We start from the raw sequence: 15,871 nt of genomic DNA, 5'->3' as shown, positions 1-15,871 counted from the left end.
TCAGAAATAACCCTCTCGTTTACGGTCTTCCATGGCGGCTTCGGAGACCCGGTCGTCGCCACGGGTGGCGCCGCGTTCGGTCAGCCGGGATGCGGCGACCTCGGCCAGAATGGCCTGGTTGTCGGCGGCGTCGGACAAGATGGCGCCGGTGGTGGAACCGTCGCCGACGGTGCGATACCGCACCGAACGGGTCTCGAGGACCTCGCCGTCGCGCGGGCCGCCCCAGCTGCCGGGGGTCATCCACATACCGTCGCGCTGGTACACCGGCCGCTGATGCGCGTAGTAGATGGTGGCCAGTTCGACGTTCTCGCGGGCGATATAGCGCCAGATATCGAGTTCGGTCCAGTTCGACAGCGGGAACACCCGGACGTGTTCACCCGGCGCGTGCCGCCCGTTGTACAGGTTCCACAGTTCGGGGCGCTGCCGCTTCGGATCCCACTGGCCGAAGGCGTTGCGCAGCGAGAAGATCCGCTCCTTGGCGCGGGACCGTTCCTCGTCGCGGCGGCCGCCGCCGAATACGGCGTCGAACCGGTTCTCGCCGATGGCGTCCAGCAGCGGCACGGTCTGCAGCGGGTTGCGGATACCGTCCGGCCGCTCGGTGAGCCGGCCGTCGGCCAGATAGTCCTCGACACTGGCCACGTGCAGCCGCAGACCGTACTTCTCCACCACCTGATCGCGGAACTCGAGCACCTCGGGCAGGTTGTGCCCGGTGTCCACGTGCAGCAGGGCGAACGGCAGCGGGGCCGGCCAGAAGGCCTTCAATGCCAGATGCAGCAGGACCGTGGAGTCCTTACCGCCGGAAAACAGGATCACGGGCCGTTCGAACTCGCCCGCGACCTCGCGGAAGATATGGATGGCCTCCGATTCCAGCGCGGCCAGGGTGTCGAAATCCGAGAGGCCGACAGAGCGTTCGGTGATTACGTCGGTCATGATGCGTGCAACCCACATTCGGTCTTGGCGAGCCCGGCCCAGCGGCCGCTTCGCGGATCGGAACCCGGCTCCGGCTTCCGTGTGCACGGAGCGCAGCCGATGGACGGAAACCCTTCCTCCACCAGGGGATTGACGAGAATCGAATGCTTTTCGATGTAGTCCTGCATCTCGTCGTCGGACCACGGCGCGATCGGGTTGATCTTCACCAGCCCGAACCCCTCGTCGAAGGAGATGAGCGGAGCGTTCGCGCGGGTGGGGGCCTCCACCCGGCGGATACCGGTGACCCACGCGTTGTAGGGGGTCAGCGAATTACGCAGCGGCACCACTTTGCGCAGCCGGCAGCATTCACCCGCGTCCCGGGCGAACAGGTCCTTACCCAGCAATGCGTCCTGCTCGTCGACAGTGTGTTCCGGGCGAACGTTCACCACGTTCACCCCGTACACCGCTTCCACGGCGTCACGGGTGCCGATGGTTTCGGCGAAGTGGTAGCCGGTGTCGAGGAACAGCACGTCCACACCCGGCCGCACCTGGGCCGCCAGCTGCACCAGCACCCCGTCCTGCATATTGGATGCGACGATATAGCCGCTACCGAAGTTCTCGTCGGTCCAGCGCAGCAGCTCCTCGGCCGAGGCGTCCGGGCCGAGTTCGGCGGCCCCGCGTTCGGCCAGTGCCCGGAGCTCGTCGGCGCTCAGTTTGGCCGGCAATTGTTTCTGCTCGGTTGTCACAGTGGGTTCTCCCGTCACCACGCTTGCGGGTTTCATCGCAGATCGGCTTCGTCGGCGCGAACAGCCCACTGCGCGAACCGTTCACCGTCCTCGCGGAGTTTGACGAAGTTGCGCACCACGCGCTCGATGTAATCGCCGAGTTCGGTGCTGGTCACCTTGTGCTGGCGGAGTTTGCGGCCGAAAGCGCTGTCCAGGCCGAGGCTGCCACCCAGGTGAACCTGGTAGCCCTCGACCTGATTTCCGTCACCGTCGTCCACCAGTTGGCCCTTGAACCCGATATCGGCGATCTGGGAACGGCCACAGGAATTCGGGCAGCCGTTGATATTGATGGTGATCGGCACATCGAGTTCGGCGTTGATATCGGCCAGCCGCTGTTCGAGCTCCGGTGCCAGCACCTGCGACCGCTTGCGGGTCTCGACGAACGACAGTTTGCAGAACTCGATACCGCTGCACGCCAGCAGGTTGCGCCGCCACACCGACGGCCGCGCCTGCAGACCCAGCGGCTCGAGTTCGGCGATGAGCTGTTCGACCTTGTCGTCGGCGATATCCAGCACCACGATCTTCTGGTACGGAGTGAAGCGGATCCGGTCGGAACCGGCACGTTCGACCGCCTCGGCAACCTTCGTGAGGATCGTCCCGGAGACCCGCCCGGCGATGGGGGAGAAGCCCACGGCATTCAGCCCGTTGCGCAGTTTCTGTACACCGACATGGTCGATCGGCCGGCTCGGCTGCTCCGGCGCCGGACCGTCGATCAGCTTCCGCTTCAGGTACTCGTCCTCGAGCACCTGCCGGAACTTCTCGATACCCCAGTCCTTGATCAGGAACTTCAGCCGTGCCTTGGTGCGCAGCCGGCGGTAGCCGTAATCGCGGAACAGGCTCACGACGCCTTCCCACACCTCGGGTACCTCGTCCAGCGGTACCCACGCGCCGACCCGCTGCGCCAGCATCGGGTTGGTGGACAGGCCGCCGCCGACCCACAGGTCCAGGCCCGGCCCGTGCTCGGGATGGTTCACGCCGATGAACGCCACATCGTTGATCTCGTGCACCACATCCTGCTGGCCCGAGATCGCGGTTTTGAACTTGCGCGGCAGGTTGGAGTACTCCGGCTTGCCGATATAGCGGCGCACGATCTCCTCGATCGCGGGCGTGGGGTCGATGATCTCGTCCAGCGATTCACCGGCCAGCGGGGAGCCGAGTACCACGCGGGGGCAGTCGCCGCACGCCTCCGTGGTCTGCAGGCCCACCGATTCGATCCGCCGCCAGATCTCGGGGACGTTCTCGATTTCGATCCAGTGGTACTGGACGTTCTCCCGGTCGGAGATATCGGCGGTATCGCGGGCGAATTCGGTGGAGATCTCGCCGAGGGTGCGCAACTGCGCGGCGGTGAGGGCGCCACCGTCGCAGCGGATCCGCATCATGAAGTACTGGGCTTCGAGTAGATCGATGTTCTCGTCGCCGGTCCAGGTGCCGTCGTAACCCTGCTCACGCTGGGTGTAGAGGCCCCACCATCGGAAACGTCCGCGCAGATCGCCCTTGTCGATACTGTCGAACCCGTTCTTCGAGTAGATGTTCTCGATCCGGGTGCGGACATTGAGCGGGTTGTCGTCCTTCTTGGACTGCTCGTTCGGGTTGAGCGGTTCCCGGTAGCCGAGCGCCCACTGGCCCTCGGCGCGACGCCGCACCGGTTTACCGGTGCGGGCGCGAGTGGGGCGGGCGGGGGCCTCGCCTTTTGCCGGGGTCTCGGCCTGCGCGGGGGTGGCGGCGTCGGTGCTCGACGTCATGAAATCGCTCCTGCTGGGTGTGGCTTACGTCCGTGCTGAGGGCGCGAGGGGCTGACTCGCACCCGCGGTGTCAGCGGGCCGAAATCCTGGAATCGGAGATATCGCCGGAAGAACCGGGACAGGGCGCAGCTGAGCTACCGGGCGGAACCGGGCAGACAACAGGCGCTGCAGACGCGCTTGTAGTCGACGTGGCGGCGGGCCACAAGTCGAACTCCGGATGCGCGCATGCGACCCATTGTGCCATGCCGTGACGCGCATTCCGACCGCCCTACCAGTATTTCCCGTGAACTCCCGGGAAATCGCCTGGTTCTGTCCGGCTATTTGTGACGGTCGTCATATTTTCTTGACCGGCATCGGGGCCGGCAGGAAAGAAGGGGTTGACCTCGAGATAACTCGAGGTTGCAGTCTGGCGGTATGAGTACCGAAACAGACGGGCCGGCCCACGCACCGGCCGATACCGATATCGAGATCGCCGCGATCCACGCTGTGGTCGCCGCCGTCGCGCAGGCGCAGGCGAACGAGGACGTCGACCGGTTCGCCGCGTTGTTCCGCGCGGACGCCCTGTGGACGACCGGACATGGCAAGCGGCTGTACGGGCAGCCCGCGATCGCGGAGTTCACAGCACAAGTACTGCCGGGTTCCGCCTTGAAAGACCGGGTCACCTACGACGTCGAGCACATCTTGTTCCTCCGGCCCGATGTGGCGGCGGTCAAGGTGCGGCAGCGCTACTACACCGACGCCGGCGACGTGGACAGCGAAGGTGCCCCGCTGTACGTGATGACCAAGGAGAACGGGCGCTGGATGCTCACCGCTAACCAGAACACCCCGGTTATCGCAGGCTGAGCCGCGGCCCGGCACACTGGAACGATGACTTCGCCCGCCACCGTGACCCCGCACAGCGACACCATTCCGGTGCTGCGCGATTTCGGTGGCGGGCCCTTCGGCATCTACATACACGTACCGTTCTGCGCGACCCGCTGCGGATACTGCGATTTCAACACCTACACCGCCGGTGAACTGGGTACCTCCGCCTCCCCGGAATCCTGGTCGGACGCGCTGCGCCGGGAACTCGCGGCCGCGGCCGGCCGGTTCGCGGCGCTGCCCAGCGCCACCCCGCCGGTCGCGACCGTGTTCGTCGGCGGCGGTACACCGTCGCTGCTCGGCGCGGACGGTCTGGCAGGTGTGCTCGATGCGGTCCGGTCCGAATTCGACCTGGCCCCGGACGCCGAGGTGACCACCGAATCGAATCCGGAATCGACGTCCCCGGAATTCTTCGAACGTATCCGGGCGGCCGGGTTCACCCGGGTCTCGCTCGGGATGCAGTCGGCGGCGGCGCACGTGCTGGCCGTGCTGGACCGCACCCACACTCCCGGTCGCGCGGTGGCCGCCGCCCGGGAGGCGCGCGCAGCCGGTTTCGACCATGTCAATCTCGACCTGATCTACGGCACTCCCGGTGAACGTGACAGCGACCTCGACGCGAGCCTGGACGCCGTACTGGACGCGGGTGTGGACCACGTGTCGGCCTATTCGCTGATCGTCGAGGACGGTACCGCGCTGGCCCGCCGCGTTCGCCGCGGCGAACTCCCCGCGCCCGACGACGACGTCCTGGCCGCCCGTTACGAGCGCATCGACGCTCGCCTCACCGCCGCCGGTCTCACCTGGTACGAGGTCTCGAACTGGGCGGCCGACGACGCCGCCCGCTGCCGCCACAACCTCGGCTACTGGGACGGCGGCGACTGGCTGGGCGCGGGCCCTGGTGCGCACAGCCACGTCGGGGGAGTGCGCTGGTGGAATGTCAAGCACCCGGCCCGCTACGCCGACCGCACCGCGAACGGCGGATTTCCCGCCGCGGGCTGGGAAGCTCCCACCGAAGAGGATCGCTACCTGGAGCGGGTCATGCTCGCCCTGCGCCTGCGCACCGGGCTCCCGCTGTCCGATCTCGATGCCGCCGGTGCGGCCGCCGCGCAGCGGGTCGCCGCGGACGGCCTCGTTTCGATCCGCGACGACCGGCTGATACTCACCGACCGCGGCCGGTTGCTCGCCGACGGTGTGGTCTTGGACCTGCTCGGGTGAACACCGCGATCAGCATGCCCGGGTAACTGTGCGCGGGTGGACGGGCGCCCGGCGGACTTAGACTGGGTAGCGAGCCCGGGTGTCCGAGCTGGGCTCGGAGGAAGCCGGTGCGCCGCCGGCCGGCAACGGCGGCGTACAGCACAGCGAGGAGGTGGGGTCGATGTCGAGCACCGAAGATCGGCGCTTCGAGGTCCTGCGGGCGATTGTCGCCGACTACGTCGCCACCAAGGAGCCCATCGGCTCGAAAACCCTGGTGGAACGGCACAACCTCGGTGTTTCCAGTGCGACCGTACGCAACGATATGGCCGTCCTGGAGGCCGAGGGATATATCGCCCAGCCGCACACCAGCTCGGGGCGGATTCCCACCGACAAGGGCTACCGGCAGTTCGTGGACCGCATTGCCGAGGTGAAGCCGCTGTCGGCCGCCGAGCGCAAGGCCATCATGCAGTTCCTGGAATCGGGCGTGGACCTCGACGATGTACTGCGCCGCGGGGTCCGGTTACTGGCCCAGCTCACCCGCCAGGTGGCCGTTGTCCAGTACCCGACGGTGTCGGCGTCGACGGTTCGCCACCTGGAGGTGGTGGCGCTCAATCCCGCGCGGTTGCTGCTGGTGGTGATCACCGATACCGGCCGGGTCGATCAGCGCATCGTGGAACTCGGCACCGTCGTCGACGACGAGGATCTGGCCGCGCTGCGCGGCATGCTCGGTGCGGCCATGGACGGTAAACGGCTCGCCTCCGCCTCCGCCGCGGTGGCCGAACTACCGGAGCAGGCGCCGCCGCAGCTGCGGGATGTGCTGATCAAGGTGTCGACGGTGCTGGTGGAAACCCTGGTCGAGCATCCCGAGGAGCGGCTCGTGCTCGGCGGTACCGCCAACCTCACCCGCAACGCCGGCGATTTCGGTCTGCACGGCTCGCTGCGCACGGTGCTGGAAGCGCTCGAGGAGCAGGTCGTGGTTCTCAAACTACTGGCCGCCGCCCAGCAGCCCGGTACGGTGACGGTGCGGATCGGGGAGGAAACCCAGGTCGAGGAGATGCGCGGAACCTCGGTCGTCACCACCGGCTACGGCGCCGCGGGCGCGGTCCTCGGCGGTATGGGGGTGCTCGGCCCCACCCGGATGGACTATCCGGGAACCATCGCTTCCGTCGCGGCCGTTGCCCGCTATATAGGTGAGGTCCTCGCCGAACGGTGAGGGTTGTGCCGCGGTGCCGGAACGGCGCCGACAGGCACTGTTACGCTCGGATATTCAGACGGCTAAAGTTGAGTCGACCCGACTTAGATCACGGCCGGGCGGCTACATCCAACAGGAGTCATGCGGCCGGCCGGATGTGGCCGGGGCCGTGGACAGCGACCAAGGACTAAGAGAACTCAAGTGGCACGGGATTACTACGGACTGCTCGGTGTCGGCAAGGACGCCTCCGACCAAGAGCTCAAACGCGCGTACCGGAAACTGGCTCGCGAACTGCATCCCGACGTGAACCCCGACGAGGCCGCGCAGGCTCGGTTCAAAGAAGTCTCCGCGGCGTACGAGGTGCTGTCGGATCCGGAGAAACGCCGCATCGTCGATATGGGCGGCGATCCGCTGGAGGCCGGCGGCGGAGCCGGTGGTTTCAGCGGTGCCGGGTTCGGTGGCCTGGGCGATGTATTCGAGGCGTTCTTCGGCGGGATGAGCGGCGGCGCCGGCGGCGGCGCGCGCAAGGCCCGGGGCCGGGTGCAGCCCGGTGCCGATTCGCTGGTGCGTACCCGGCTGAGCCTCGCCGAATGCGCGGTCGGGGTGACCAAACATCTCACCGTCGACACCGCTATTCTCTGTGACCTCTGCAAGGGCGCGGGTACCAACGGCAACTCCAAACCGGTGCGCTGCGAAACCTGTGGCGGTGCCGGTGAGGTCCAGTCGGTACAGCGCTCTTTCCTCGGCCAGGTGCTGACGTCGCGCCCCTGCCCGACCTGCCGGGGCGCCGGGGAAACCATTCCCGACCCCTGCCACAAATGTGGTGGCGACGGCCGTGTCCGGGCCCGCCGCGAGATCGCGGCCCCGATCCCGGCCGGTGTGGCCAACGGGATGCGGGTGCGGCTGGCCGCGCAGGGCGAGGTCGGCCCGGGCGGCGGTCATGCCGGTGACCTGTACGTCGAGATCGTGGAACAGCCGCACGATGTCTTCGTCCGCGACGGCGACGATCTGCACTGCACCGTCCGGGTTCCCATGGTGGATGCCGCCCTCGGCACCACCGTGGTGATCGACACCATTCTGGACGGCCCCACCGAGCTCACCATCGCGCCCGGGACCCAGCCGGGTGAGATCTCGGTGCTGCGCGGGCACGGTATGCCGCGGCTGCGGTCCGGCGCCCGGGGTGATCTGATGGCGCATCTGGATATCGTCGTGCCCACCAAACTGGACAGTAAGCAGGCCGATCTGCTGCGCAAGTACAAAGGCCTGCGGGGCCGGGACAAGGCCGAGGTGATGTCGGCCCAGTCCGAGCACAACAGCGGTCTGTTCGCCCGGTTGCGCGCCTCCTTCAGCGGACGCTGACCCGATGGCCGCCCCGACCGTCTTCTATCTCGACGAGATCCCGGAGCCGGGCGGTATCGCGGTACTGGACGGCCCGGAGGGCCGGCACGCCGCGACTGTGCGCCGGATCCGGATCGGCGAGGCGATCAGCCTCTCCGACGGCCGCGGCGTGGTCGCGGAGACGGAAGTCGTTGCCGCGCAGAAGGACCGGCTCGAACTCCTGGTGCGTGACCGGGGTCGAGCCGAGCCGGTGTCCCCGGCGGTGACGGTGGTCCAGGCGCTGCCGAAATCCGAACGTTCGGAACTGGCGGTCGAGTTGATGACCGAGGCCGGTGCCGATGTCGTCATCCCGTGGCAGGCGGCCCGCTGCGTCTCGAACTGGGAGGCCAAAGCCGACAAGGGCGTGGCGAAATGGCGGGTGGCCGCCAGGGGCGCGGCCCGGCAGTCGCGCCGCGCCTATATCCCCGAGGTGACCGCCCTGCATCGCACGCCCGAGGTGGTCGATGCGGTACGCGTGGCGAAAGCGCAGGGTGCGGTGGTCGCCGCGCTGCACGAATCGGGTACCGGTAGCTTCACCGGCCTGCCGTGGGCCGCGGCGCCCGCGGTCATGCTGATCGTCGGCCCCGAGGGCGGCCTCGACGATGCCGAGTTGACGGCACTGTCCACCGCCGGTGCCGATGTGGTGCGGCTGGGGCCCACCGTGCTACGCACGTCCACCGCGGCCGCGGTCGCGCTGGGTGCGCTCGGTGCGCTCACGGCCCGTTGGTGACCTTCGGGTGAACGCCGCGTACCTCCGGGTTCATCGGGTGTGGACCGCAGTAATTCGGGTGGGACCTGTCGGGCCCGGGAGTTAGACTCGGGGGCAGCGATACCGTTCGCGAGCAGAGCAAACAGTGCGCCTCACCGCGCCTGTCGAGACCGGAAAGCAGGCCATAGCCACTACGTGCGATCACAAGGCGATATCGGCGATCAGAATTCCTCCGCGGCCGAGAACGGCGCCTCCGGGTCCGCGGCTCGTACTGTCCGTTCCAGTATCGAACTCGCGCCGGAGTCGGTGTTTCCTTTCCTGGGTTCGGCCGATGCGAATCTGCGTGAACTCGAGAACCTGTTGTCCGCCGATATCCATGTCCGCGGCAATCTCGTCACGCTCACCGGTCCGGCCGCCGAGGTGGCGCTGGCCGAACGGGTCGTCGAACAATTGGTGGCGCTGACCGGCCGTAACCGGGCCATCACCCCCGAAGCCGTGCGGCATACCGTCACCATGCTCACCGACGGCAGTGCCGAATCGCCGGCCGAGGTGCTGAGCCTGGATATCCTGTCACGGCGCGGGAAGACCATCCGCCCGAAGACGTTGAACCAGAAACGCTATGTGGATGCGATCGACGAGAACACGATCGTGTTCGGCATCGGCCCGGCCGGTACCGGTAAGACATATCTGGCGATGGCGAAGGCCGTACAGGCCCTGCAGTCCAAGCAGGTCAATCGCATAATTCTCACTCGCCCGGCCGTCGAGGCCGGGGAACGTCTGGGCTTTCTCCCGGGCACGCTGAACGAGAAGATCGACCCGTACCTGCGCCCGCTGTACGACGCCCTGCACGACATGATGGATCCGGAAGCGATCCCGAAATTGATGGCGGCCGGCGTTATCGAGGTCGCGCCCCTGGCATATATGCGGGGCCGAACCCTGAACGATTCGTTCATCATTCTGGACGAGGCGCAGAATACGACCGCCGAACAGATGAAAATGTTCCTGACGCGGCTCGGTTTCGGATCGAAGATCGTGGTGACCGGCGATGTGACGCAGGTCGACCTGCCGCACGGGGCGCGGTCGGGATTGCGGGCGGCCAGCGAGATCCTGACCCGGATCGAAGATATTCATTTCGCCGAACTCACCAGCAGCGATGTCGTGCGGCACCGGCTGGTCTCCGACATCGTCGACGCCTACGAGAAATTCGAGGCCGAAACGCGTCCGCCGGTCGGGCCGCCGCATATGTCCGGGAATCGGGCGCAACGGCGGGCGGCGGGCCGCGCGGCACGGCAGTAGCGCCTCGCGCGCGGGCGTCGGATGCGGTCCGGCAGGCGCTACCCATTAGGCTGACCAGGTGAGTATCGAGATCGCCAACGAGTCGGGTATGGACGTGCCCGAGGAAGACCTTGTCGGTGTCGCCCGCTTCGTGATCGGCCGGATGGACGTGCACCCGGCGGCCGAGCTGTCGATGGTGCTGGTCGATCTCGACACCATGGCCGACCTGCATATGCGCTGGATGGATCTACCGGGCCCCACCGATGTGATGTCGTTCCCGATGGACGAACTCGAGCCGGGTGGTCGTCCCGACAGTCCGGAACCCGGACCCTCCATGCTCGGCGATATCGTGCTGTGCCCCGAGTTCGCGCTGGATCAGGCCGCCAAGGCCGGGCATTCGCTCGACCACGAACTCGCCCTCCTCACGGTGCACGGGGTATTGCACCTGCTCGGTTACGACCATGCCGAACCGGCCGAGGAGAAGGAGATGTTCACCCTGCAGGGCCAGTTGCTGGAGCAGTGGTACGAGGAGCTGCGCGAGGAGCAGCGCCGTGCCGAGCTCGCCGCACGCGATGCCCGGCTGCTGGACAAAACGGGTTTCGTGGCACCGGAAGAGGGCCGAGCGCGGCCGGGTGACGCGCACGCGTGAACGAGATGATCCTCTTACTGCTCGCTGTGTTGCTCGCTGCGGTGGGTGGGGTCTTCGCCGCCGTGGATTCGGCGTTGAACACATTGTCGGCGGCCCGTCTCGACGATATGGCGCGCGGTGACCGGCCCGGGGCGGTGCGGTTGAGCCGGATCGTGGACGACCGGCCGCGCTATGTGAACCTCATGGTGCTGCTGCGCATCCTGTGCGAGATCACCGCGACGGTGCTGCTGGCCGCGGCACTGACCCACTTCCTCGACAGTGCCTGGGCGCTGCTGGTCACTGCCGTGGTGATGGTGCTGGTCTCCTATGTGGTGATCGGGGTCGGCCCGCGCACCCTGGGCCGCCAGCACGCGTATTCGATCGCCCTCACCGCGGGACTGCCGCTGCAGTTCATCGGCGCGCTGCTGGGCCCGCTGAGCCGGTTGCTGATTCTCCTCGGTAATGCCATCACTCCCGGTAAGGGTTTCCGGAACGGTCCGTTCGCCTCCGAGATCGAACTACGCGAAGTGGTCGATATGGCGCGCGAACGCGGGGTGGTCGCCGACGACGAACGCCGGATGATCCAGTCGGTGTTCGAACTCGGTGATACCGCGGCTCGGGCGGTCATGGTGCCGCGCACCGAGATGGTGTGGATCGAAGCCGATAAATCGGTGGCGCAGGCGATGTCGCTGGCGGTGCGCAGCGGGCATTCCCGGATTCCGGTGATGGGCGAGAACGTCGACGACATCCTCGGTGTGGTGTATCTGAAGGATCTGGTGCCCTATGCCGACCGCGGGCGCAGTGTGCGGGTGCGTGAGGTGATGCGTGACGCGGTGTTCATGCCCGATTCCAAACCGCTCGACGATCTGCTCGACGAGATGCAGCGCCGACGCAACCATATGGCCCTGCTGGTGGACGAATACGGCGGGATCGCCGGCCTGGTGACCATCGAGGACGTGCTCGAGGAAATCGTGGGCGAGATCGCCGACGAGTACGACACCGACGAGACCCCGCCGATCGAGGAGCTGGAACCGGGCCGCTACCGGGTGTCGGCGCGACTTCCGGTCGCCGACCTGGGGGAGTTGTACGGGCTGCCGATCGACGAGGAAGAGGTGGACACCGTCGGCGGTTTGCTCGCACACGAATTGGGGCGGGTACCGCTACCGGGCGCGGAGGTGGTCGCGCACGGGCTGGAGCTACGCGGTGAGGGCGGTGCGGACGCCCGCGGCCGGGTCCGGGTGCACACCGTGGTGGTGGCCCGGGCACCGGAGCAGACTACGGAAACCGATGCGGAGCCGGACCGGGACCGCCCGTCCGCCCGAACCGACGAGGGAGCAGGCCATGACTGAACTGGACGCCGAGGACAACAAGCTGCTGGTATTGGCGCGGGGAGCGCTGGGCCGGACGGGTGGGGCCGCGGGAGCGGCGATCCGCGATGCCGACGGCCGCACCTACGCCGCCGGTGAGGTGGGATTGCAGGCGCTGCGGCTCACGGCGTTGCAGTCGGCGGTCGCGGCGGCGATCTCCAGCGGCGCGGAGGGTTTCGAGGCGGCGGTCGTCGTGGGCGGGAAATTCGCCGACGCGGGCGTATCGGCGGTACGTGAGGTATCCGCGGGGGCACGGATAATCTTCGCCGACACCTCGGGAGCGGTTTTCGATATCGCCGAGGGTTACGAGGCCACCGATGCCTGAATCCGGTGAGCGGGAATTCCGGTCCGGTTTCGTCTGTTTCGTCGGCCGCCCGAATACGGGTAAATCGACGCTGACCAACGCGCTGGTGGGAGCGAAGATCGCGATCACCAGTTCGCGGCCGCAGACCACCCGCCACACCATCCGCGGGATCGTGCACCGGGAACACACCCAGCTGATCCTGGTGGACACTCCCGGCCTGCACCGGCCCCGCACGCTGCTGGGGCAGCGACTCAACGATCTCGTGCGCGATACCTATTCCGAGGTCGATGTGATCGCGCTGTGCATCCCGGCGGACGAGAAGATCGGCCCGGGGGACCGCTGGATCGTGCAGCAGGTGCGGCAGATGGCGCCGAAGACCACCCTGCTCGGTGTGGTCACCAAGATCGACAAGGTCGGCCGGGACCAGATCGCCAAGCAACTGCTGGCCGTCTCCGAACTGCTCGGCCCGGAGTCAGAGGTGATCCCGGTCTCGGCCGTCAAGGGGGAGCAGGTCGAGCTGCTGATCGATCTGATCGCGTCGCAGATGCCGCCCGGCCCGGCGTTCTATCCCGACGGTGAACTCACCGACGAACCCGAGGAAACCCTGATGGCCGAGCTCATCCGGGAGGCCGCGCTGGAGGGGGTCCGCGACGAGCTGCCGCATTCGCTGGCGGTGGTGATCGAAGAGGTGCTGCCGCGCGAGGAACGCGAGGACATGCTCGATGTGCACGCGTTGCTGTATGTGGAGCGGCCGAGCCAGAAGGCGATCATCATCGGAAAAGGCGGCGCGCGCCTGAAAGAGGTCGGCACCAACGCGCGCAAGCAGATCGAGCATATTCTCGGCACCCGCATCTACCTGCATCTGCACGTGAAGATCGCGAAGGATTGGCAGCGCGACCCCAAACAGCTGGGCAAACTCGGCTTCTAAGGGTGGGAGCCCGGCCGACATCCGCTGGAAACTGAGTGTTGGCTGAGGTTTGGCTTACTCGGGTAGCGCTGGTTGGACTAGGCCGATATGCTTCGGCCCCAGTACCCGAAACAACCGGGGTGAAACCACTTTTCATCCGGCGATTCGGTAACGGTCACATTGGGGTGGCGAAGCGGGCTCGATGTCGAGTCGGCAGGACTTGGCGCGAGCGGGGGGACCCGGCTTATGTACGAATCGACGGCAGCGGGCCCCTCGAACGAGCCCGGATCCACGACCCGGCGGCAGTGGGTGGCTCCGGCACTGACACTGACCCTCTCGGTAACTGCCGGTATCGGCCTGGTGGCCGGCGCCATGTTCTCGGTGACCCCGGCCGACCGGATGCTCACGGCCGTATGGATTTCCGTCGCCGTCGTCGCCGCGTGCACCGCGATCACCACCGCGGTGTACGTGCGCGGCCTGTTCGTGGCCGAACAGCGGCGCCGGGCGGAAACGGCACATCTCCTGGCCCGGGCGGAGGCCCGGGTGGCGGCCGCCGAACAGGCCGTTGCCGCGGAGAAGGAAGCCACCGCGGCCAGTGAGCGGCGCCGCTCGGCGGCCATCGCCGCGCTGGCGAACGCCTCCGGCCGGATGCAGGCCATGACCACCAGTATGCTGGCCGAACTGCAGGACCTGGAACATCGATACGCCGACCAGGCCGTTCTCGCCGATCTGCTGAAACTCGATCACGCCACCGCCCAGGCCGGTCGCCTTGCGGACAGTATCGCGATCCTCAGCGGTGCGCGCACCGGCCGGCGCTGGGCCAAACCGATCGTGATGGAGCGGGTATTGCGCGCGGCCATCGGCCGGGTCGGCGGCTATCAGCGGGTGCGGATGCGGGCGATCGCCGAGATCGCGATCGCCGGGCATGCGGCCGAAGGCGTGATCCACGCCCTGTCCGAACTGGTCGACAATGCCTGCCGGTTCTCGCCGCCCACCACCGAGGTACATATCTACGCCGCGGAGATCCCGGCGGGTGTGGTGGTGACGATCGAGGACAGCGGGCTGGTGATGAGCGAAACCTCGCTGCGCCGCGCGCAGCTCACGGTTTCCGGGACCGACGAGGCGGCGGAGGGGCTCTCGTCGCTCAACGGCACCCGGTTCGGGCTGGCGGTCGTCGGCCGGCTCGCCCGCAAACACGGCCTCACCGTCAGCTACCGGCCGTCGGCCATCGGCGGTACCGCGGCGGTGGTGATGATCCCCCGTGACCTCACCGCCCGCATCGAACCACCGGCCACGCCGGCACTGCCCGCCGGGCATTCGGCGGCGCAGCCCGGTTTGCCGCCGGGGGTATCCACCGGCACCGGCCCGTTCGGACCCGCCGCCGATACCGGCTCCCGCTATCGGACCGTTCCCGCGGCCGCCGACGGCGCCCTGGAGACCGGCGCGGACCGCGACACCGGCTATCCGGCGCAGTCCCCGTACACATCGGGGCGGCATCAGGTCACGCAGTACACGTCGGGACAGTTCCCCGCCGCGATATCGGAGAGCTCGGCGACCACCACGACGGTCCTGCCGAAACGACGCCGGGGCAGCACTCTGGCCGCGGCCCACCCCGAAGGCCTGCCCGACCGGCCCGATCTCTTCGACGGTTCCGCACAGGAGGACACCACCGCGAAACACCGATCGACGGCTTCGGCCATGGGAGCGTTCCAACGCGCGGTCACCGGTCGGGCGGAGGAGGACTCCCAGCCCTTCGGCGGACCGATCGGGTCGCCCGGCAACGGCGCCGCGCGCCCAGCGCGTCATTCCACGACAACCGACTGGGAGAACGATCGATGACGATGACATCGGATCCAGCGCAACTGGATTGGCTGCTACAGCGGCTGCTGAGCGAAACCCCCGGGGCCCGGCACGCGGTACTGCTCGCCGCGGACGGTATCCAGATGTGCCATACCGCCGGGTTGTCGATGGATCAGGCCGATCGGCTCGCCGCCATCGCCTCCGGTGTGCAAGCCCTGGCCGGTAGCGCCTCCGCGGAATTCGGCAACGGCCGCGGCGGGGTACGGCAGTCGATGACCGAGTTCTACGGCGGGATCCTGTTCATCGTCGGCGCCGGTGCGGGTGCCCAGATCGCGGTCCTCGCCGACGACGACGCCGACGCCGGCCTGGTCGGCGCGCAGATGGCGGCGCTGATCGAACAGGTCGGGGAGTATCTGTCCGCGCCGCCGCGGGGGAGCCGAGCGAGACTGCTGTGAACCGACCCGGCCGCGATGACGAACCCGACCGTTTCTACACCCTCACCGGCGGCCGTGCCGCCCCCACCACCGAAGAATTCGATCCGGTCACCCTGGTGGTCAGTGAATGCGCGCCCGCACCGGCGATGCAGCGCGAACACGTGGCCATCCTGACCATGTGCCGGCAGCCGACCGCGGTGGTGGAGATCGCCGCCGAACTGCGGCTGCCGATCGGCATCGCGACGGTTCTGGTCGCGGATCTGCTGCACACCGGCAAAGTCACGGTGCGCCATCCCGAACTCGCCACGGGACCCTACTGCGACACATTCGATATCGACATGCTCGAGAAGGTGCTAGTTGGACTCCGTAGCCTTTGACGACCGCCCCACC

Annotated in this window: 17 protein-coding genes; 13 read left to right on the top strand and 4 right to left on the bottom strand. The window is 67.6% G+C overall.

Features of this window, described 5'->3' with window-relative positions:
* From cysD to QH195_RS35320, 4 genes are all read right to left on the bottom strand, one after another.
* Entirely contained in the window at positions 1-948 is a 948-nt protein-coding gene (gene cysD / locus QH195_RS30755) for a sulfate adenylyltransferase subunit CysD (protein WP_280426590.1), read from the bottom strand.
* Positions 927-1,691 (bottom strand): phosphoadenylyl-sulfate reductase, encoded by a 765-nt coding sequence (locus tag QH195_RS30750; protein WP_432278473.1) that lies wholly within the window; start codon positions 1,689-1,691, stop codon positions 927-929. The genes cysD and QH195_RS30750 overlap by 22 nt, the downstream gene beginning before the upstream one ends.
* A complete protein-coding gene (locus QH195_RS30745; RefSeq protein ID WP_280426588.1) occupies positions 1,688-3,436 on the bottom strand; it encodes a nitrite/sulfite reductase in 1,749 nt (582 codons plus the stop codon). The genes QH195_RS30750 and QH195_RS30745 overlap by 4 nt, the downstream gene beginning before the upstream one ends.
* Before the next feature lie 134 nt (positions 3,437-3,570).
* On the bottom strand, positions 3,571-3,663 hold the full coding sequence (locus QH195_RS35320) for an Ms4527A family Cys-rich leader peptide (RefSeq protein ID WP_357054283.1): 93 nt from the start codon (positions 3,661-3,663) through the stop codon (positions 3,571-3,573).
* A 187-nt stretch (positions 3,664-3,850) separates the two neighbouring features.
* On the opposite strand from QH195_RS35320, the gene QH195_RS30740 reads away from it, so the two are divergent.
* The 13 genes from QH195_RS30740 (at position 3,851) to QH195_RS30680 (ending at position 15,858) form a co-directional block, all read left to right on the top strand.
* On the top strand, positions 3,851-4,279 hold the full coding sequence (locus QH195_RS30740) for an SgcJ/EcaC family oxidoreductase (protein ID WP_280426587.1): 429 nt from the start codon (positions 3,851-3,853) through the stop codon (positions 4,277-4,279).
* Positions 4,280-4,303: 24 nt separating this feature from the next.
* Complete coding sequence (gene hemW / locus QH195_RS30735) at positions 4,304-5,509, top strand: radical SAM family heme chaperone HemW (protein ID WP_280437946.1); 1,206 nt, start codon at positions 4,304-4,306, stop codon at positions 5,507-5,509.
* A 160-nt stretch (positions 5,510-5,669) separates the two neighbouring features.
* A complete protein-coding gene (gene hrcA / locus QH195_RS30730; protein ID WP_280426635.1) occupies positions 5,670-6,701 on the top strand; it encodes a heat-inducible transcriptional repressor HrcA in 1,032 nt (343 codons plus the stop codon).
* Between the two features lie 180 nt (positions 6,702-6,881).
* Entirely contained in the window at positions 6,882-8,039 is a 1,158-nt protein-coding gene (gene dnaJ / locus QH195_RS30725) for a molecular chaperone DnaJ (protein WP_280437945.1), read from the top strand.
* A 4-nt stretch (positions 8,040-8,043) separates the two neighbouring features.
* Positions 8,044-8,787, top strand: coding sequence for a 16S rRNA (uracil(1498)-N(3))-methyltransferase (locus QH195_RS30720; protein ID WP_280426584.1), 744 nt, complete (start codon positions 8,044-8,046; stop codon positions 8,785-8,787).
* A gap of 192 nt (positions 8,788-8,979) precedes the next feature.
* Positions 8,980-10,062, top strand: a complete 1,083-nt coding sequence (locus tag QH195_RS30715) for a PhoH family protein (RefSeq protein ID WP_432278475.1) — start codon at positions 8,980-8,982, stop codon at positions 10,060-10,062.
* Between the two features lie 58 nt (positions 10,063-10,120).
* Complete coding sequence (ybeY, locus tag QH195_RS30710; RefSeq protein ID WP_280426582.1) at positions 10,121-10,690, top strand: rRNA maturation RNase YbeY; 570 nt, start codon at positions 10,121-10,123, stop codon at positions 10,688-10,690.
* Positions 10,691-10,695: 5 nt separating this feature from the next.
* Positions 10,696-12,018: a hemolysin family protein gene (locus QH195_RS30705; protein WP_280426634.1), complete on the top strand. Its 1,323-nt coding sequence runs from the start codon at positions 10,696-10,698 to the stop codon at positions 12,016-12,018.
* Positions 12,011-12,361, top strand: coding sequence for a cytidine deaminase (locus QH195_RS30700; RefSeq protein WP_280437944.1), 351 nt, complete (start codon positions 12,011-12,013; stop codon positions 12,359-12,361). The genes QH195_RS30705 and QH195_RS30700 overlap by 8 nt, the downstream gene beginning before the upstream one ends.
* Entirely contained in the window at positions 12,354-13,268 is a 915-nt protein-coding gene (gene era, locus QH195_RS30695; RefSeq protein WP_280426581.1) for a GTPase Era, read from the top strand. The genes QH195_RS30700 and era overlap by 8 nt, the downstream gene beginning before the upstream one ends.
* Positions 13,269-13,493: 225 nt before the next feature.
* Positions 13,494-15,086 (top strand): sensor histidine kinase, encoded by a 1,593-nt coding sequence (locus tag QH195_RS30690; RefSeq protein WP_280437943.1) that lies wholly within the window; start codon positions 13,494-13,496, stop codon positions 15,084-15,086.
* Positions 15,087-15,088: 2 nt separating this feature from the next.
* Positions 15,089-15,502: a roadblock/LC7 domain-containing protein gene (locus tag QH195_RS30685; protein ID WP_280426579.1), complete on the top strand. Its 414-nt coding sequence runs from the start codon at positions 15,089-15,091 to the stop codon at positions 15,500-15,502.
* Positions 15,499-15,858: a DUF742 domain-containing protein gene (locus QH195_RS30680; protein ID WP_280426578.1), complete on the top strand. Its 360-nt coding sequence runs from the start codon at positions 15,499-15,501 to the stop codon at positions 15,856-15,858. The genes QH195_RS30685 and QH195_RS30680 overlap by 4 nt, the downstream gene beginning before the upstream one ends.
* Positions 15,859-15,871: the final 13 nt, after the last annotated feature.

Origin of the sequence: Nocardia carnea, assembly GCF_029868855.1 — a bacterium.
In the GTDB taxonomy this organism is placed as follows: Bacteria; Actinomycetota; Actinomycetes; order Mycobacteriales; family Mycobacteriaceae; genus Nocardia; species Nocardia carnea_A.
This window is presented reverse-complemented; position numbering and strand designations above follow the sequence as displayed.